Below are 17,646 nucleotides of genomic sequence, written 5' to 3' on the forward strand. Positions count from 1 at the left end.
TGTTTTTATCATTAGTTAGCTACCGTGTTTTCTATTACGTTACTTTTAAAACCTTTCTGTTTAAAAATATTAATTTTTAAACGTTTCGATTTACTGCGCAAGATCACGCTATGACTATTAATTGCCGTGATGCGGTACTCTCCAATATAGTCAAACATTTTGTAAATTTTGCCATTGATAACAGCTGTGTGAATACCATCACCGTGGATAATTGAGCTTAAGACAAAACCACCATCACGTTTTAGTGCATTATTATCACCTGTACCACTGACGCCAAAAGGTCTAGTTGGATCAGTATCCGCAGCTTGGCAAATAGATGAAGGTAGTAGTGTTATCACCACAATGATACTTGAAGCTAAAAACAAATTATTATGAGCTTTAAACACCAATAAACTCCTTGTTTAATCCTAAACTGTATATAGTTATTTCTACTTCACTGTTTGGGTACTCTTTGACTTCAAATTGAAAATCTTGCCAAAAAAACTTCCACGATAACTGCTCTAACTGGCTAAGGTAATTTCGCAATTGAAAATACTTTCCTGACAAGGTGATTTTAATACCATGTTTATATAGATTTAAGCCATGTAGTTCTGATGTAGTCCTGGTATTTCCAGCAGTCGAGTTCTTTTGGTTTTTAGATAAATCTAATAGCGGTTTTGCCCCAATCAGCTCAAAAGATAATAGTGATACGCCCGGCTCTAATTTCAGTAGTTTAAGTAGCGCTTCTCGCATTTCACTAGGGCTGATTAAATCAGTGGTTAAACTCACTAATTGTTCATCTATTTTGGCAAGCTTCACCTCAAGGTGAGCAATTTGTTTAACAACATCTTGATCTGGGTCTTTTTTCAGTGCTCTTTCATATTCAGCTATAGAAAAACCAAGTGCCTGATTGCCTGACGTCATCGCGCGGCTTTGCTTATCATACGTTGTTATCTTGGCCATTTTATCATCAATAAAAACATATGAAATAATAAAAAATATTGCCACTAGACCTGTGAACAACAGTAAATATTGCTCTCGAATGGTTAGTTGTAGAAATTTATCACTATATTCTTGCCATTGTTGCTTCATTAACTTTCACCTTCTGTCGGTGCTGAGCTGACGACGAACTCGGTAATATTTTGCTCATTTTTAACAAGCTTAAAATGCACAAAAGCTTTACCTGATAATAAGCGTGAATTTTTAAAACCGGCCAACCATGCTGGCACAGCTTGAGGAGTTCGAGCTAATCCGGTAAAACTCATCTCTTTAGCGTTAATGCGAATAGTTTGTAATCGAATATCCTTGTGATGCATTGCTGACAAATCATTCATCGCCATGACAAAACCACCAGCAAAAGTCTCATTTGAATCGGTTAACTTATTAAGCAATGCATCCTTATGTTGCATCACTAGTTTGATAGTATTGAGATTTTTCTTTAAAGCAGGCGATATCTTTCTGGTCTGCAATTGTGATTCTAATTGCTTAGCGAGTATAGATTTTTGTTGCTGTTGTTTTAATAAACCATTATGTTTTTCTGCTGACTGCTTGAAATTCATCTCAGTGAAGGCAGTCCAAATCCCCATAAAAGCCAACAGTACAAGCCAAGCTGTTGCAACGCTTGTTAATGTTAATAGTTGCTTTTCTGGATAAAGTTCAGCGTGTAATAAATTAACACTATGTTTAGCTGTCATAAGGGACTCCTGCTAACACTTCGGCTTCTTTGGTGTCGGCAATATCCTCTAAACTAGCGCCGATTGCTGCGCCAAATTCTCGATGTTGATGATACGGACTGGGTATTTCAAGCAAACTAACCGGCACAGCAGAATTTTCTGCCAATTTTTCTATAAATACATTTTCAAGTTTTATCGGCAAGAGTACTTTAATCTCTTTGATCGGAGCTTGTTTGAGTTGACGTTCAAAATAATCAGTAGACCGTTGAATTTCTAGGCTGATATCATCAATTATCGAGAATGATAACTCTTCCGCTGTTTTACTGCCTATTTGAGCAAAACCACGCAAACGGCGCTGAAAGTAAATCTTTTTTTGTTTAACTATTAATAAAGTGATTTCTTCATTTGGTTGCTGACAGACCAATAAATTGGCTTCATTTTTGGCTACTAATAAATTAGCAAAAGCAAACTCTTGTGTAGTAATTTTGCTAATTTTCACCGAGCCTTGCTCTGTCGCTGCGACAAGTATTCTTAATTCATCTTTTGGTGCACAAACCACATTAATTTTTTTCTTACCACCCGCAAGTACTGGTGCATCATAATAATCTAACACCATATTATCAGGTGGAATAGTGACTAAATCTTTAATTTTCCACTTTAAAGCACTGTTTATTTCATTTTCGGGTAAGTTTGGCTTGTCTACTTGTACCACCTGCGATTGTGCTTCGCTTAGCACTATATTAGCATCTCCGCTAAGCTCAAAATCGTCATGTAACTTTTGAATAGTTTTTGAAAAATTTGCTGAGCTGGTCTTTTCATGCTGAAAGAGCACTTTAGCGCTGATATTATCGCCAGCAGTAACATCGCTTGCTTGTACAGGGACCGAGCATAAGGAGACACCCTGCTGCTGAAAAGCAATACCAAGACGTTGACTCGATTTATTTTTTGCAAACATTTGACTTATTTTCGTTAAAAATGACATTTATCGGCAATATCGCATGATAGCTAAAATTGTTTGTAATCTTACCCCTTGTTACGCTCACAGAGCAAGCATTACTGTGAAGTATTAACTAAGTTTATTAGTGATTTAAGTTAATAAAAGCATTATTATTCTTTAACTATTTTCATATAAAAATTATTTATTAGTAACAATAAATACAAGTAAAAAAAGTTACGACAATCAGTTACCTTACTTTTTTTAGTCACAAAGTTGTTATTAATCAGTATCAAAACAGTCATATTATGTTCAAACCTTTGTCAATAACACACAAAATACATCACCCGATTTTTGATAAATATAAAGTTGATGTACAAGTTAAAAGAGATGATTTACTGCATAATATAATCTCTGGTAATAAATGGCGAAAATTAAAGTATAACCTAAAGCAACTAAAAGATAAGCACTGCCAAGGCGCGTTAACTTTTGGCGGTAGTTACTCAAACCATATCCACGCTTTTGCCTATGCCTGCAAACAAGCAAACATTCCCTGTATTGGCATCATTCGAGGGGAAGAACGCTATCAAAACAACTTCACTTTATCTTGGGCTAGGCACTGGGGTATGCAGTGTCATTTTGTTGATAGAAAAACCTATCGTCGCCGTTTTGAGACTGAGTTTTATACTGAGCTTAATGAGCTTTACCCTCGACACTTTATTATACCCGAGGGCGGCAGCAACAGCCTTGCTATCCCAGGTGTAGCGGAGATATTAACAGAATTAAATAGCCAAACTGATTTCGATACATTGATGACTCCAGTAGGTAGTGGCGGTACTTTAGCGGGCCTGATTTCAGGAGATAGTGTCGCCAATAGTCAACACCACCAAATTTTAGGGGTAGCTGTTTTAAAACAAGCGGATTATTTAATAGAGGAAATTAAGCAGTTACTTACAGTTCAAGGCAAAAAACATGATAACTGGCAATTATTAACAAATTTTCACCGTGGTGGTTATGGAAAATTTAGTGAAAATGACAGCAATCGCATCATTGAATTTAATCAGCAAACCGGCGTGACCTTCGAGCCGGTATATTCTGGTAAGATGATTTTAGCTTTGCTTGATTTATTAGAGCAAGGTTATTTTAAACAAGGTGAGAGGATAATATTATTACATACCGGTGGACTACAAGGGTTAGGTGGCATGATTGAACAAGGTCGACTTAACGCTGAAGATTGGCCTGTTCCTCCAAGGGCGCCCTTGTATTAGATGCTAGACCTAATTTTATGCAGCTAAAACTTTAGTGGATAACGACCTTGCCCATCAGGGCGGCCAAGCAACGACAAGGCTGATTTTAACTGGGCGGGAAATTTAGCGCCAGGCTTTAAATAACCTTGTCCAGAGGCTTTTTGTTGGGCTAAAGATAATCGTGTGGTAAAGCTCAAACCAAGGTTGTTTTTCGGTAATACCTTAGCCATTAAGTCACCTTGCTCACAATAGATATCAGCTTTAACACTACCAATTTTAATGTTGTAGTCTAAGGCAACGATACCCGAGCGCAACCAAGTAACTTGGCCTTGTGCTTGCTCACAAGTTAACTTATCAGCAATGTTTAGACTTAGTTCAGTAAACGCTAATTCAACATTGCCCTGCGCCGTAACAGGAATAGGCAGAGGCAATTGTTTGGCAATATCATTGGCTGACAAAAATAACTCAACGTCATTGAGTAACAGTTGTTGGGAAGAAAGCGTTAAAATGAATCTCCCTTCAGGGCCTGCTAACACAGGATCACCAAAACTAACGGCTACTGTCGGTGAAAAGGTTAACAATGACCAAAAGCTAAGCTGAGTTTTAATTATCCTAACTTGATTGTTGTTTACGGTGAACTGAGCAATCTCACCTTGCCATATTGAGCCGGAGACACCGTCTACTTTAATATTTTTAGGCAGTTCAATAGTATTTATCACTAAGGCTAGTGGTACTTTTACCACTAAAAACACTAAATAACTACTCAAAAAAATTGCTGTAAAAGCAAACCACTTCTTCATCTAATCTCTCTATCTTCTTTAATTCAACAGCGCTTCAATTAATATTAGCTAATTGCAATATTTATAATCTAGCAAGATGTAAGCGACGTACCTTTACTTCGCCAGTATTGTCACCCTGACTTAGATCAATAGCCTTTACTTTTAAGCCTTCATTGTTTGCTAGATGCTCTAGCCAAAACAGTAACTGAGTAAAAGGAGTACTGTCTATCCATACTTGTAAATCATCGCCCTGAGGCTGCATACGGGTAATAGTTAGTTTATAATTTTTGGCACTACGGTTAGCCACACTTGATATGCTACCGCTAAGGTTTAGCTTACCGCTTGACCGTTTTGCTTGCTGATATAATGCAGTATTTTCTTGTACCCAAGATAATAATTGTTGCTGTCTAACTAACTTACTATTCGCTTCAGTTAAACTATTATTTAATGGTTGCCAGATCGCGCTATAAAAAATAAAAACCATAAAAGCAAGTCCCATTGCCGCGACAAGACGCTGCTCTCGACTATTTAATTGTTGCCACCATGCTTTCATTATGATGTTTCCTTATTATTTTTATTACTACGCTGCTTAGCGGTACCTTTTCTTTTACTTTTTGTTTTATTAGTTGTCTTATTAGCTGTTTTGTTCGATATGCTAAAAGAGCCTGTCACCAGATCACCTTGATTATTTTGTGAACCTTGCTTTACGGTCAAATTCGCTGTAGCGAGTGCCACATTAAACAGCTCGAAGGCTTGATAATCTTTTGCTGTGGCTTGAATCCGTAGCTCTTGGCGTTTGCCATCAAACTTTAACGTCTCTGGTTTTAACGCAGGCACCTTAGCGAAGGCTGGTTGTACTCTAGCTAACATTGCTAAAAAGCCTTGTTGATCACTTACTCCACCCAATAAAGCTAATTCTCGATTTAATTGCGACTTGATAGTGGAAACACGCACTCTTTTCGTTTTGGGAAAAGCTTTTTTATATTCGCTAATAATACTTTGCTGTACTTTATCCTGCTCAGCATTAAGCTGCCAAAGTTGTGCACCCTTATGACTTAAATTAAGCAATAAGGCGAATAAAGCAACGCCTGCCACCCATAACCATTGTTTTGAGACATTATTACGGGATTCTTTAATTTTGTACTGCCCTTGCAGTAAATTAAATCGATTTAATTGACTGCCATAGTTTTTAGCCATTAGCGCTAAAGGCAACTCCTCTGGCATTTGTGTTACCGTCAGTGAATCACTATGAGCTAATTGGGAATATGCTTCTATTGCTACGCTTTTATATGGCTGCTCGCCATCCTTTTGTTCATCCGCTGTTTGTTCAGCATTAAAAGCCTGCCATTGCAGTTGCCATATATTGGTATCTAAAACAAATCCCTGCCAATTATGTTGACGAACAATAACTTGCTCTGTGCAAGTATCTCCTATAGCTATTGCGCTCCAGCCTCCGTCCATGAATGGCATAGCCAAAACATCAGGTAAGATGAACAAGGTTTCAATGCCAGCTTCTGCTAACCATAACAGCCATTGTTGCATCTGCTTATGAGCCACAATGGCGGTAAAGCAATTATTACCCTGAATATCACTCTTTAAATCAGCATAAGCAAAAAATAGCTGCTCAACTTCTTCAGCTAAGTTATCCTCTAACATATAGGGTACTGCTAGGCGCATCGCCCGTGAAGATTTTGCCGGTACATTTAATGACTTTAGCAGTACATCGCAACCGGGTACCAAGACCTTCACCTGTCTACGTTCTGCTTTGTCAGTAAGTTCACTTAACTGCTCAGCACCTTTTAGCTCTCCGCTAGCAATAATTTCTTGTTCATTGCTGTTAATCTCAGACACTACCAACCAATGAATGATATCGTGTGCTTGACTTCCCAGACGGATAAATAATGTTTCTGTCACTAGTTACGTCCTATAGTACGACTAATTACTTGAATTTGTTGGGTCTCATTAACTTTCATTATTGAGCTCATAGCAAAGTAGCTATTGTTGAAACGCGCGCTCGCTTTTAGCTTAAAATATTCGCTATCGATCACAAACTGCGCCTTTTGCCATTTTTCCATTTTAACCTTACTTAATTCAGGCAATTGGTAAAAATCATCTAGTTTTTCATAACCTGAGCTATCCCTTGCACTCAATACTTCCTGCGCATCACTGAGACTTGAATCAAGCAAAGCTTGTAGTAACTCAGGTTTTTCAGCGTCTAAAGTATTGATATTAATTAGATGCTGAGCATTTTGAGGCAATACACATACATAAGGTGTTAACGCCAAAATTACTGCTGGAGTAAAGTGCTCAATTAACCTTAACTCGTTAACACTGCCCAAATAACTATTGGCAGCAAGATAAGGGAATTCTCGTGAGGCGTAGTCATTATCTTCAGCGCCTCCAGCCCCCGTTATCATATCATTACTATCAAGCCAGTCCGTTAACGCATTAACCATGGCTTCTGCTTCAAAATTGCCAATGCCTTCTACATTTAAGTTAACAATCAGTGCTTCTAATACCGTTGCTGCGGGTAATTGTTTATCGCTACCCGATTTACTCGATGGCGCGGTCGGAGCCGTTTTACTGTCATCTTTACTGTCATCTTTTGACGAATTAGAAGATTTTCCAGAGTCACTATCACCAGCCTGGTCTTTTGTTTTTGCCTTAGGGTGTAGGGCATTAAGATTCAAACAACTTTGTAAATCTGATATTTCGCCACTTATTTCACCAAAGTCGACGGGATAAGTACTGCCTTCTTCGGCCCAAACTTGCTCAAGATGGGTAACTTTGGGCTCATCCTTAAAAGCTTTAATTAGTACTCTTTTAGTAAATGCTTCAGCGCCCAAAGCATACCAGTATGCTTGTTGATTAAAACTGATATTTGTACTGCGTTGCATTTGTGTTTGTAAACGTGTGGTCATCTGCGCGGCAATAATTGAACATAATGCGACAATCAACATCACGGTAATTAATGCGACACCTCGCTGACTTGCTCTATCATACTTGGCTGAGATGAGTTTAATAGTCATAAGCTAGGTCTTAGTCTTATCATCAGCTGAAAGGTCACCAGCCACCAAGAATTGACGACGGATCAGACCATAATCTTCGGTTTCAATTTCAATGGCTATAGCTTGCGGTAAAGTACTTCCTGACCATTTTTTCTGCCAATTCTTACCATCATAATACTCAAAGGCTAAACTCTTCACTTGCGTTATTAACGGCCTAATTTTTGGCTCTTGACCAACAACAGCATCAACAAAGTTATAATGCAATCGTTGTAGGGTTTCATCCTCGATTCGGTAGGCGACATTTTGCATATCACTTCGTGGTAACAACAAACCTGGATTAGTCCAACCATTACGTACAAAGGCGATGGCTTGTTCATCTTCTAAAAAACTATCATCTGCAGTTTGTAGAAAGCTATTACTCGGCGCCTCACCGTTAACCCGCATGCTGCGCTTCGCTATTTGGGTGAAATCTCGCTCCATCAATAAAAAAGCACGCTGTAATTCATTCTGTCTATCACTACGTAATTTTGAATTTTCATCACCACGCAACACTGTATCAAAAATGGTAAAGCTAGCTAAGCTGACCACTGAAAATATAGCAATGGCGATTAGCACTTCAAGTAGGGTAAAGCCATACTGGCTAGTTTTAGCTCTAGCATTAGCTTGGCAAGTATTTAATTTCATCAGGGTTTATCCTGAGCAAGGTAAGTCATCAAGCTAGCACTTACTAACTCGTCATCCTCGCTTAATCGTACTTCCATCACTAAGGAACGCAATTCCTTATCGGTGGTTTTAATCACTTTTTGTTGCCAATACCAAGTCCTACCCGCCATTTCGACTTTACCTTTACGATTATTTTTTGGTGGCCAAGTTTTATCTAAGCTTACTTCGACTAATTGATTGGAGGCGACCCAATTAGCGAACATTTGTTCCTCTAGATGACTAATGTGACGATAATTATTATCGGCAACACCGAGCAGTGCCACCCCAGCAATAGCAAAAACAGCCATAGCTAACATGACTTCAAGTAGGGTAAAACCACTTTGCTTGAGCTGTTTAGCTTTTCTAGCTAGGTTAACTTTAATCATCATCAAGCACCGGCCCCTCAATGGTTAATGGGATGCTATATATACCAGTAACCCTATAGGCTAAGTCTTCAATGCCTTCGACATAAGCTAACTCTTCATTTAACCGAAAAGTGACACTAAAAGGTGTTAGGTCACCACCAGAGAGAATATAAACTTGTGGAATTATTTTTTCTTCTTGCTCTTCTTTTGACGATAAGGTGAAGTCATCTTCATCTTTTTCTTTAAAAGTATCTGAGTCAAAAAGCATGGGTTCATCAATGGGTAGGTCATCAAGCTCTAAACTCAATTCGATGTCTTCTGGAACCGTCACATTGGCTTGCCAATCTTGCTCAGGAATTTCTGTCCATTGAGTACCGTCGTATCCAAGAAATTGATAACTATCTTTTTTAACGATTAAGCCCAATTCAATATTGTTGAGCATGCCATAATCCGCAGCCACTTCAAAAATTGCAGCAAACCTCGCACTTTCATACTTCAACTTATCTTCAGGATTATTCCCAGAAAAATTGAATTGCACCAAACTAGCCATCAGACCGATCAGCACCACAACGACCATCACCTCAATTAAGGTAAAGCCATGTTGTTTAATTGTTAATGCCGATAGTTTTTTCATAAGGTCACCTGTAATGATTGAGCTTGAAGCTGTAAAATTAAATTTAAAGGCTATTGCACGGAGTTGACGCTAGTCACTAAGTACCTTTGACGCCTTAATTTAGTTTTACAGCAATAAGGTCAGCTATTACCTATTGGAAGTCGCCTAAATTCCAGTTACCTATGTCATCTTCTGTGCCAGCTTCACCATCTGGTCCCACTGAAAACACATCCATTCTACTCTGCTCACCTGGATTTAATAAGACGTACTCATTGCCCCAAGGATCTTTTGGTAAACGTTTAATATATCCATCTTCAGGAAAACGGCGTGGCTCTGGCTCAATATCCGTTTGCTCAACTAAAGCCTCTAAACCTTGTTCTGTAGTTGGATAATCATAGTTATCCATTTTATATAAACTCAGAGATGTCTCTAGTGCCGTGACATCTGATATCGCTTTTTGCATGTTAGCGCGCTCTTGGCTGCCCATTAAATTAGGCACCACCATGCTAGCGAGAATACCTAGAATAACGATAACCACCATAACTTCTAATAAAGTAAAACCTTGTGCTTTTTTCATATTCATATTACTTTCCTAACGTCTGATAAATTGAGGTTTCAACAGCAGGTTTACCACTATACACCTATGAAATTTCAAATAACTCTTAACCGCCGACCATACTATTAAGCTGCAAAATTGGTTGTAGAATTGCCATAACAATAAAAAGTACCACGCCTGCCATTGCTACCATAAGCGCAGGTTCAAACGCTTTTAATGAAATACTCACTAAAGCTTCAAACTCTCTATCTTGGTTGTCAGCAGCACGACCTAACATATGCTCTAATTGACCACTTTTTTCACCACTGGCAATCATATGCAACATCATAGGCGGAAACAATTTTGTTTGTTCCAATGACACACGTAAACTAGCCCCTTCACGAACCCTATCGGTAGAAGCTGTTACTTGTTTTTTTATATATAAATTATCGAGAACTTGACCAGAGATACGCATACTTTCCAGTAACGGCACAGCGCTGGCTGTCAGGATACTTAAGGTGCGAGCAAAACGTGCGGTATTAATACCTCGAGCTACTTTACCAACGCCAGGTATGCGCAACAAATATTTATGAAAAGCCATTTCAAAATCAGGCTTTTTCAATAGCTGTGAAAACAACAACATGAGTGCGGCAACCAGTATCACTAGCACTAAACCATAGTCACGCAGAAAATCACTACTGGCAATTAAAAATTGTGTGGTTCCAGGTAAATTCTCACCCATGTGTTCAAACTGGCCAACAATTTTTGGAACTACCGCGGTTAATAAAATAGCAATTACACCGACCGCAACTACCGTCATAATAATAGGGTAAACCAACGCTTGAATAAGCTGCGAGCGCATCTGTTGACGTTGTTCAGTATAATCAGCTAAACGATTAAGTACCTTATCAAGGTGCCCTGACTTTTCACCTGCAGCAACCATAGCCCGATATAAACGGTTAAATACTTTAGGGTATTCCGCCATACTTTCTGATAAGCCATAACCTTCGGTAACTTTGGTACGCACACCCATGATCATACTTTTAATGCGGTTCTTTTCACATTGCTCACCAACGGCCATTAAAGACTCTTCTAAAGGTAAACCAGATTCTACTAAGGTTGCTAGCTGGCGAGTGATAAGTGCTAACTCTGCTGCCGATACTTTACCACCAGCACTTTGACCAAAGCTTGCACTAAAGCCTGCTTTCTCACTTGCCGAGTTACCTTTGCCTGAGGTAGCGTTAACCTCAATTGGCATTAAACCTTGGTCACGTAATAAACCACGCACTTGTCTTGGCGTATCTCCTTCGATAACGCCTTTTTTAGTTTTACCACGGTTATCTACCGCTTGGTATTCAAATGCTGCCATGATTAATTATCAAATCTATAGTTATTGAATCTATGTTTATTAAATCGAAAATTGTCGAAGTTATAATTCGCTGAATTGTTATATGTTTTCATAAAGTACAATTACGTATCGATGAGTTAATCTTCACGAGTAACACGTAACACCTCCTCTAAGGTGGTTTGTCCAAGCATTACTTTATCAAAACCATCTTGGCGGATACTTGCATTAGCTTTACGTGCGTACTTTTCAATCGCTTGTTCACCGTGACCATTGTGAATGATTTCTCGAATTTTCTCATCTACAGGTAACAATTCATGAATACCCATTCGACCACGATAACCTTTAAAACCACACTCTTTACAACCAACGGCGCGATGAATTATTTTGCTATTATCATCAGCTAACCCTAATAAATGACGTTCTTCACCATCAGGCAGGTGACTTTCTTTACAGTGTCGACAGAGGGTTCTCACAAGACGCTGTGCTAATACGCCTAATAGACTTGAAGACAGCAAAAATGGCTCTACGCCCATATCTTCCATACGGGTGATAGCACCTGCGGCGGTATTAGTATGTAAAGTAGATAAAACTAAATGACCAGTTAAACTGGCTTGCACAGCAATTTGTGCTGTTTCTAAATCACGAATTTCGCCGACCATAACAACATCAGGATCTTGACGTAAAATGGCGCGCAACCCACGAGCAAAAGTCATATCAACCTTAGTATTAACTTGGGTTTGACCTATGCCTTCAATAGAATATTCAATCGGGTCTTCACAGGTTAAGATATTACGTTCTTTGGCATCAATTTGCATCAAACCCGCATAGAGCGTGGTACTTTTACCCGAGCCTGTCGGCCCGGTAACTAATATGATACCGTGCGGTTTTTCAATCAGGGTTGAGAAGTTAGTACGGTTTGTATCTGTCATGCCGAGATCTTTTAAATCTAGACGAGCAGCATTTTTATCTAATAAGCGTAATACCACACGTTCGCCATAACCCGTTGGCATAGTTGAAACACGTACATCAACGGCTCTACCACCAATACGCAATGAAATACGACCATCTTGTGGAATACGCTTTTCGGCAATATCGAGTTTTGCCATGACTTTAATTCGAGAGACTAATAACGAGGCGAGTTTTCGATTCGGTTTAAGTACCTCTCGTAACACACCATCAACGCGAAAGCGTATTTGCAGGGTATTTTCAAAGGTTTCAATATGAATATCTGAAGCACTTTCTTTAATGGCTTCGCTGAGCATGGCATTGATTAATTTAATAATCGGCGCATCATCTTCATTTTCTAGCAAATCTTCACTTTCAGTAAACTCATCGGCAAGTGAGTACAAATCGACTTCATTACCAATATCTTCCATCATTTGCTGCGCTTCTGATGAGTCTCTTTGATATGCTTTTGTTAGCAATAATTCAAACGCTGAGGTCTCTGAAATCTCCAATTCAAAGGGTGCTTTGAGTATGCGGCGTACTTCTAAGATCACCTCAAAATTAACATCCGCTAAACAATGCAGAATATAATCGCCACTTTGCTCATCTGTAGAGATTAAAACGTTGTGTCTATTTGCAAATGCGAATGGTAATAACCAATTACTGCTCTGCTGCTCTTGTTCAGCCTCTTCGATGGCAGTTACTTCTGCTTCATCTGCCATTAGTCTTTTTCTTCTGAAACTGTTGGCGGCTTAGGTAGACCGATATTTTTTTCTTCAAGCTTATTTTGATAGTCTTCAAAAGATGGTGGTAAGGTCAACTTGTCTTGCCATTGCGGTAAGATAGGCATATTTTCATTACTCATCAACGATAAACCTTCTTCATGTTTGCGAATTTGATCAGCGCGAATAAAGTTATATTTACTTTCACTGATTTCAGCCATCAAACCTGCATCGCGCACTATAGTGGCCCGTAAAAACACCATTAAATTACGTTTACGAGTGGTATTGGTGGTGGATTTAAATAAGTGACCAATAAATGGAATATCACCCAGAATCGGTACCTTTTGCACGCTTTCTTGTACATCTTCATCAATCAAACCACCTAAAACGACGGTAGCGCCACTATCAGCCATAACCGTGGTTTTTATTTCTCTTTTATTAATAGAAATATCAACACCGGTATTACCGCTGACCGAAGAAGTCTCTTGCTCAATGGTAAGTTGTACTGCATTACCTTCATTCACTTGTGGGGTAACACGAAGCTTGATACCTACTTCTTGACGATCTACAGTTTGAAATGGGTTCGAATTATTACTGCTGCTGGTGGAACCGGTAATAATAGGTACTTCTTGACCGACAATAAAATAAGCTTCTTCGTTATCTAAGGTGGTAATACTCGGTGTAGCCAAAACATTTGAGTTGGTATTACTACTTACCGCTTGTACGATAGCAGCCCAATCATTTTTTGCGATACCAAACATCATGCCACTAACATTACCCAATACTTGAGCAAGAATGCTGTAATCACCTTTAGTATCATTCTGATAAAAGCCTTCTTTTATCAATACATTATCACTATTGTATTCCGCAGGGACATAATCTCCTTTGGTTGGCGCTGCTGCCTCAGCACCCGCAGCAACCGAAGAAATACTGGCTGGGCCATTGGTAAACTGGGTAAAACCACCGGCTTCGTTATACCACTGCACCCCTAAGCTAACACCATCAGTTTCATAAACTTCAACAATAATGGCTTCAATCAAAACCTGTGCACGACGCACATCTAGTTGGCGGATTACCGCTTCAAGTGAGCGTAACATATCCGGTTGTGCAGTAATGATTAGCGAATTAGTTGACTCGTGCGCATCAATACTAACATCACGTTTCTTACTGCTGCGTGCTTTACTTTTAGTACCCTTACTTTCTGAGGAAATAGAGTCACTAACGCCTTGTAAGACTTTAACTAAATCTTCGGATTTTGAATATTTAAGACGATAAACACGGGTATTACCACTGCTTTCTAACTCGCTGTCTAAACGTTTAACTAAACGTGTTACCCGCTCACGCGCCTTAACTTCGCCACTAACAATAACGCTGTTTGATCTATCATCAGCAACAATTTTAGGAATTAAAAAAGTGGGTTGACCGGCTTTGCCGCTACTTGGTTTATTCATCGCTTCAATAATGCGCACCATTTCACCGGCAGAAGCATATTTAAGCTTGATAATTTCAACAGCTTGGTCGCCTGCTCTATCAACGCGCTCGATAATTTTAACAAGTCTGTTAACCGTTGATGCGGTACCCGTCAACATAATGACATTTGCTGGGTCGTAATTAACTACGTTACCACCACCGGCTTGATCAGATAATTGTCGTAATAACGGTACTAGTTCACGAACAGTAACGTTTTTTACTTCGACAACGCGGGTAACCATTTCATCACCCAAGATATTACTGTTATCACCGATAACAGGAATGGCTGCGGTTTTGGCATCTTTATTACGAATGATTTTAACAATATTGTTGTCTTTAGTTACGGCGGCATAGCCGTATACTTCAAGCACACTGAGAAAAAACTGATAATATTGTTCTTCGGTTAACATATCATAACTGCGGACATTAATTTTGCCGCGCACATTAGGATCGATAATCATAGTTTTCTTCAAGTTTTTACCAACAATAGTAACAAACTCGACTATTTCAGTGCCCTTAAAATTAGGGGAATATTGTGCAGCACTGGCTTGGCCAACGAAACACAAATAATTAAATGCCATCGCTGTCGTTAAAACTAATAAAAACTTCTTCATCATTATGTTTATCTCTGCTTTATTACCTTTAAATCGAAAATCTTTAATAGAAAGTCTTTCTAGATAATTTTATAGCTTTATTGTTACGTTAATTATTCTGCTAACTTAGTTATTTAATCTAAGCTAATTAATATCTCAGTGAGGCTACCTTGGCGGTTTACTAATAAGGAAATATCACGTGCCTTTTTCATCTCAACCATGGCTTGCATTGCCTGTGCTGGCGCTATTAAGTCATAGCCATTCATCTCTATTGCAACGTCACCGGATTTTAGTCCTGATTGTTTAAAGAACTCAGGTTTTTTTCCAGGACGAAGAGAGTAGCCGATTATCTTGCCGTCTTTACGCTTAGGCGAAATACGCAAATAATCACCAATTTTTGCTGGGTCTTGAGAGAGCTCAGTACGTAGACTTTTAGCGGTCGTCGTTAATTCTTTATCATTTCGTTTATCTACAATACCTGAACGCGATGAATGTGGACCAACTTTTGTTTGAGATCTTTTAGCTGCAGGTTTGTTTTTTACGTTTTGCGCTGGCTGGCTATAATCAAAACCATCTAACATTAAGGTTTCAAGTCGACCTGACTGTTTAATTAGCACCCTATCCATCAGTACTTTTTCGAGGTTGGCGCGCGTACCGGTAATAATATCGCCAATACCGTAGGTTTCTTGTTTACCTTGATTTTCAATAATTGCCGCTGCGATTGATTTATCATCGCTGGCCACTAAGCCAGACAGGGTTAAATTTAACTTGGTTTCAGGTACATTAGACATTTCAACTTCAGCTTCAACAATATCATTTTCGTTATATAAACCAAAAAGATTGAGGGATTGTATCTTGGCAACATCTACCGATTTTGTATTAGCCGTGTTAGTAGCACGAGTGTTTGTGACATAAGCAGTGTTCTGATTAGACTGCGCCTGAGGTACTACAGACCAAGTGATGGTTGCACCAACATAAGCAATGTATGCCAACAATGCCGCCATCACTAATTGCGCAACTCGTTTGTGCCCGAGTTGGGAAAGTAAAGATGTAAGTTCTGTCATGTTAGTGGGAAGTATCATATCTACTTATATTATTGTTATTATTAAATAATTCTAAAAAACTTAGTAAGTACTAGTTGTTAGATTTATGTTACATATGCATGGATGATACTTGACCGCAAGCCAAGCAACAAGTCATTGCGAGGGTTTTTGGGCTAATTCGACAAATAAAATCGTAACAAAAAAGCTACTACTCGCGAATTAGCAACTGTTATAATCATTTTAAGACATTACCAACTTATAAAAGTTCCACCTGCTAGGTTTATTATGAGCACAAATAAAACACCTGAAAATAGTTCTACTCGGTTGGATAAATGGCTTTGGGCTGCAAGGTTTTACCGAACCCGTGCAATTGCCAAACAGATGATCGATGGCGGTAAAGTCTTTTACAATGGCCAACGGACTAAGTCGGGTAAAGCCGTATCAATCGGTGATATAATAAAAATTCGTCAAGGGTTTGAAGAAAAGGCAGTTACTGTTATCGCCTTAGCTGATAAACGTCAAGATGCGACTTTTGCGCAAAGCTTGTACCAAGAAAGCAAACAAAGCATTGATAGCCGAGAAAGAAATGCCCTCGCACGTAAACAAGGTATTTTATTATCTCCAGCGAGCGATACTAAGCCCGATAAAAAACAACGCAGAAAACTGCGTGAATTTAAGGAAAGGATCTAACAACCATGAGCCAATTCAATGTATTAAACCGCTACCTATTTACCGATGCCCATGCCCGTGGTGAGCTAGTACAATTAAGTAGTAGCTTTAAGAGTATTGTTAAGAATCATAATTACCCTGCTGGTGTAGAAAAATTATTAGGTGAATTACTTAGCGCGACCTGTCTTTTAACTGCTACCTTAAAATTTGAAGGTGATATCACCGTGCAGCTGCAAGGTGATGGCCCAATTGGTTATATGTCTGTTAGCGGTAATAATAACCAACAAATGCGCGGTATTGCCAAAATAGCTGATGCTGAAGAAGCTAGTGAAGCAAATGGCCTTAAAGCTTTAATTGGCAAAGGCACCATGATTATCACCATACGCCCTAAGGCTGGCGAAGCCTATCAGGGGGTGGTTGCTTTAGATGCAGATGATCTGGCTGGTTGCTTAGCTCATTACTTTGACGTGTCAGAACAAATTCCAACTAAAGTTTGGTTGTTTAATGATGAACACAGCAAGCAAGTTGCTGGCGCCCTAGTACAATTGTTGCCTGATGGTGACGGTAGTACTGACAATAAAGCTAAGCAAGAGAGTGACTTTGAACATTTGTGCCAGCTGACCAATACCATCAAAAGTGAAGAGATTTTTTCACTTGAAGCCGAAGCGTTACTTTATCGTTTATACCATCAAGAGAAAGTTAATATTTTTGAACCACAAGCTGTAAGTTATCTTTGTGGTTGTTCTGCTGACAAATGTTTATCAGCAATATCACAAATAGAACCAAGTGAGATAAAGGCAATTTTAGCTGAACAAGGTAAAATTTCGATGACCTGTGACTATTGCATTACTACTTACGACTTTGATGAACTGAGCTTACAAAGTTTCATTTCGAAAGTTAATCATTAATTAAAATAGATTTTTTTCAGTAATATTTAGTTAAAAACCCCGACATTAATTATCACTTATTCCACATAGTGGTAGTTAATGTCTAGACAAAACTCCTACATACCCCCTTACCC

The 17,646-nt window shown here is 38.9% G+C and carries 19 protein-coding genes; 3 read left to right on the forward strand and 16 right to left on the reverse strand.

The features are described from left to right. Window positions 1–11: 11 nt before the first annotated feature. Genes GAB14E_RS10680 through GAB14E_RS24150 form a run of 4 tightly spaced genes read right to left on the reverse strand, consistent with a single transcriptional unit; the run spans window position 12 to window position 2,607 of the window. Window positions 12–386 carry a hypothetical protein gene (locus GAB14E_RS10680; protein ID WP_033082538.1) on the reverse strand — a complete coding sequence of 125 codons (375 nt, stop codon included), beginning with the start codon at window positions 384–386 and terminating at the stop codon, window positions 12–14. After that, the gene (locus GAB14E_RS10675; RefSeq protein WP_033082539.1) at window positions 379–1,071 is read right to left on the reverse strand and encodes a hypothetical protein; all 693 of its coding nucleotides are present in this window, start codon (window positions 1,069–1,071) and stop codon (window positions 379–381) included. The genes GAB14E_RS10680 and GAB14E_RS10675 overlap by 8 nt, the downstream gene beginning before the upstream one ends. Continuing rightward, the gene (locus GAB14E_RS10670; RefSeq protein WP_033082540.1) at window positions 1,071–1,673 is read right to left on the reverse strand and encodes a PilN domain-containing protein; all 603 of its coding nucleotides are present in this window, start codon (window positions 1,671–1,673) and stop codon (window positions 1,071–1,073) included. The genes GAB14E_RS10675 and GAB14E_RS10670 overlap by 1 nt, the downstream gene beginning before the upstream one ends. Beyond that, window positions 1,663–2,607 carry a type IV pilus biogenesis protein PilM gene (locus GAB14E_RS24150; protein ID WP_156115734.1) on the reverse strand — a complete coding sequence of 315 codons (945 nt, stop codon included), beginning with the start codon at window positions 2,605–2,607 and terminating at the stop codon, window positions 1,663–1,665. Before GAB14E_RS24150 ends, GAB14E_RS10670 begins: the two co-directional genes overlap by 11 nt. Window positions 2,608–2,894: 287 nt before the next feature. Here GAB14E_RS24150 and GAB14E_RS10665 point away from each other — a divergent pair, with 287 nt between their 5' ends. After that, entirely contained in the window at window positions 2,895–3,854 is a 960-nt protein-coding gene (locus GAB14E_RS10665) for a 1-aminocyclopropane-1-carboxylate deaminase/D-cysteine desulfhydrase (protein ID WP_033082541.1), read from the forward strand. 23 nt (window positions 3,855–3,877) lie between these two features. On the opposite strand, the gene GAB14E_RS10660 is transcribed toward GAB14E_RS10665, so the two are convergent. The 12 genes from GAB14E_RS10660 to gspC form a co-directional block, all read right to left on the reverse strand. Continuing rightward, window positions 3,878–4,633 (reverse strand): type II secretion system protein N, encoded by a 756-nt coding sequence (locus GAB14E_RS10660; protein WP_033082542.1) that lies wholly within the window; start codon window positions 4,631–4,633, stop codon window positions 3,878–3,880. A gap of 61 nt (window positions 4,634–4,694) precedes the next feature. Next, a complete protein-coding gene (gene gspM / locus GAB14E_RS10655; RefSeq protein ID WP_033082543.1) occupies window positions 4,695–5,165 on the reverse strand; it encodes a type II secretion system protein GspM in 471 nt (156 codons plus the stop codon). Continuing rightward, on the reverse strand, window positions 5,165–6,526 hold the full coding sequence (gene gspL / locus GAB14E_RS10650; RefSeq protein ID WP_033082544.1) for a type II secretion system protein GspL: 1,362 nt from the start codon (window positions 6,524–6,526) through the stop codon (window positions 5,165–5,167). Before gspL ends, gspM begins: the two co-directional genes overlap by 1 nt. Then, window positions 6,526–7,641: a type II secretion system minor pseudopilin GspK gene (gene gspK, locus GAB14E_RS10645; RefSeq protein WP_033082545.1), complete on the reverse strand. Its 1,116-nt coding sequence runs from the start codon at window positions 7,639–7,641 to the stop codon at window positions 6,526–6,528. The genes gspL and gspK overlap by 1 nt, the downstream gene beginning before the upstream one ends. A gap of 3 nt (window positions 7,642–7,644) precedes the next feature. Further along, a complete protein-coding gene (gene gspJ / locus GAB14E_RS10640; RefSeq protein WP_052093706.1) occupies window positions 7,645–8,304 on the reverse strand; it encodes a type II secretion system minor pseudopilin GspJ in 660 nt (219 codons plus the stop codon). Continuing rightward, window positions 8,304–8,711, reverse strand: a complete 408-nt coding sequence (gspI, locus tag GAB14E_RS10635) for a type II secretion system minor pseudopilin GspI (RefSeq protein ID WP_052093707.1) — start codon at window positions 8,709–8,711, stop codon at window positions 8,304–8,306. Before gspI ends, gspJ begins: the two co-directional genes overlap by 1 nt. Beyond that, window positions 8,701–9,321 (reverse strand): type II secretion system minor pseudopilin GspH, encoded by a 621-nt coding sequence (gspH, locus tag GAB14E_RS10630; RefSeq protein ID WP_033082546.1) that lies wholly within the window; start codon window positions 9,319–9,321, stop codon window positions 8,701–8,703. The genes gspI and gspH overlap by 11 nt, the downstream gene beginning before the upstream one ends. Before the next feature lie 130 nt (window positions 9,322–9,451). Then, complete coding sequence (gene gspG, locus GAB14E_RS10625) at window positions 9,452–9,883, reverse strand: type II secretion system major pseudopilin GspG (protein WP_033082547.1); 432 nt, start codon at window positions 9,881–9,883, stop codon at window positions 9,452–9,454. 79 nt (window positions 9,884–9,962) lie between these two features. Further along, entirely contained in the window at window positions 9,963–11,204 is a 1,242-nt protein-coding gene (gene gspF, locus GAB14E_RS10620) for a type II secretion system inner membrane protein GspF (RefSeq protein ID WP_033082548.1), read from the reverse strand. 116 nt (window positions 11,205–11,320) lie between these two features. After that, window positions 11,321–12,850 carry a type II secretion system ATPase GspE gene (gene gspE, locus GAB14E_RS10615; RefSeq protein WP_033082549.1) on the reverse strand — a complete coding sequence of 510 codons (1,530 nt, stop codon included), beginning with the start codon at window positions 12,848–12,850 and terminating at the stop codon, window positions 11,321–11,323. Further along, on the reverse strand, window positions 12,850–14,937 hold the full coding sequence (gene gspD, locus GAB14E_RS10610; RefSeq protein WP_033082550.1) for a type II secretion system secretin GspD: 2,088 nt from the start codon (window positions 14,935–14,937) through the stop codon (window positions 12,850–12,852). The genes gspE and gspD overlap by 1 nt, the downstream gene beginning before the upstream one ends. 110 nt (window positions 14,938–15,047) lie before the next feature. Beyond that, window positions 15,048–15,977 carry a type II secretion system protein GspC gene (gspC, locus tag GAB14E_RS10605; protein WP_033082551.1) on the reverse strand — a complete coding sequence of 310 codons (930 nt, stop codon included), beginning with the start codon at window positions 15,975–15,977 and terminating at the stop codon, window positions 15,048–15,050. Between the two features lie 264 nt (window positions 15,978–16,241). On the opposite strand from gspC, the gene GAB14E_RS10600 reads away from it, so the two are divergent. Next, window positions 16,242–16,646, forward strand: a complete 405-nt coding sequence (locus GAB14E_RS10600; protein WP_033082552.1) for a S4 domain-containing protein — start codon at window positions 16,242–16,244, stop codon at window positions 16,644–16,646. A 5-nt stretch (window positions 16,647–16,651) separates the two neighbouring features. Next, complete coding sequence (gene hslO / locus GAB14E_RS10595) at window positions 16,652–17,533, forward strand: Hsp33 family molecular chaperone HslO (protein WP_033082553.1); 882 nt, start codon at window positions 16,652–16,654, stop codon at window positions 17,531–17,533. The last annotated feature ends 113 nt before the right edge of the window (window positions 17,534–17,646 follow it).

It is taken from the genome of Colwellia psychrerythraea, from assembly GCF_000764185.1.
Taxonomy (GTDB): domain Bacteria; phylum Pseudomonadota; class Gammaproteobacteria; order Enterobacterales; family Alteromonadaceae; genus Colwellia; species Colwellia psychrerythraea_B.

Bases quoted from the DNA above. Each gene is read 5' to 3' on its own strand.
- GAB14E_RS10675 (WP_033082539.1), bottom strand. From the start codon at position 1,071: ATGAAGCAACAATGGCAAGAATATAGTGATAAATTTCTACAACTAACC.
- GAB14E_RS10670 (WP_033082540.1), bottom strand. From the start codon at position 1,673: ATGACAGCTAAACATAGTGTTAATTTATTACACGCTGAACTTTATCCA.
- GAB14E_RS24150 (WP_156115734.1), bottom strand. From the start codon at position 2,607: ATGTTTGCAAAAAATAAATCGAGTCAACGTCTTGGTATTGCTTTTCAG.
- GAB14E_RS10665 (WP_033082541.1), top strand. From the start codon at position 2,895: ATGTTCAAACCTTTGTCAATAACACACAAAATACATCACCCGATTTTT.
- GAB14E_RS10660 (WP_033082542.1), bottom strand. From the start codon at position 4,633: ATGAAGAAGTGGTTTGCTTTTACAGCAATTTTTTTGAGTAGTTATTTA.
- gspM (WP_033082543.1), bottom strand. From the start codon at position 5,165: ATGAAAGCATGGTGGCAACAATTAAATAGTCGAGAGCAGCGTCTTGTC.
- gspK (WP_033082545.1), bottom strand. From the start codon at position 7,641: ATGACTATTAAACTCATCTCAGCCAAGTATGATAGAGCAAGTCAGCGA.
- gspJ (WP_052093706.1), bottom strand. From the start codon at position 8,304: ATGAAATTAAATACTTGCCAAGCTAATGCTAGAGCTAAAACTAGCCAG.
- gspI (WP_052093707.1), bottom strand. From the start codon at position 8,711: ATGATGATTAAAGTTAACCTAGCTAGAAAAGCTAAACAGCTCAAGCAA.
- gspH (WP_033082546.1), bottom strand. From the start codon at position 9,321: ATGAAAAAACTATCGGCATTAACAATTAAACAACATGGCTTTACCTTA.
- gspG (WP_033082547.1), bottom strand. From the start codon at position 9,883: ATGAATATGAAAAAAGCACAAGGTTTTACTTTATTAGAAGTTATGGTG.
- gspF (WP_033082548.1), bottom strand. From the start codon at position 11,204: ATGGCAGCATTTGAATACCAAGCGGTAGATAACCGTGGTAAAACTAAA.
- gspE (WP_033082549.1), bottom strand. From the start codon at position 12,850: ATGGCAGATGAAGCAGAAGTAACTGCCATCGAAGAGGCTGAACAAGAG.
- gspD (WP_033082550.1), bottom strand. From the start codon at position 14,937: ATGATGAAGAAGTTTTTATTAGTTTTAACGACAGCGATGGCATTTAAT.
- gspC (WP_033082551.1), bottom strand. From the start codon at position 15,977: ATGACAGAACTTACATCTTTACTTTCCCAACTCGGGCACAAACGAGTT.
- GAB14E_RS10600 (WP_033082552.1), top strand. From the start codon at position 16,242: ATGAGCACAAATAAAACACCTGAAAATAGTTCTACTCGGTTGGATAAA.
- hslO (WP_033082553.1), top strand. From the start codon at position 16,652: ATGAGCCAATTCAATGTATTAAACCGCTACCTATTTACCGATGCCCAT.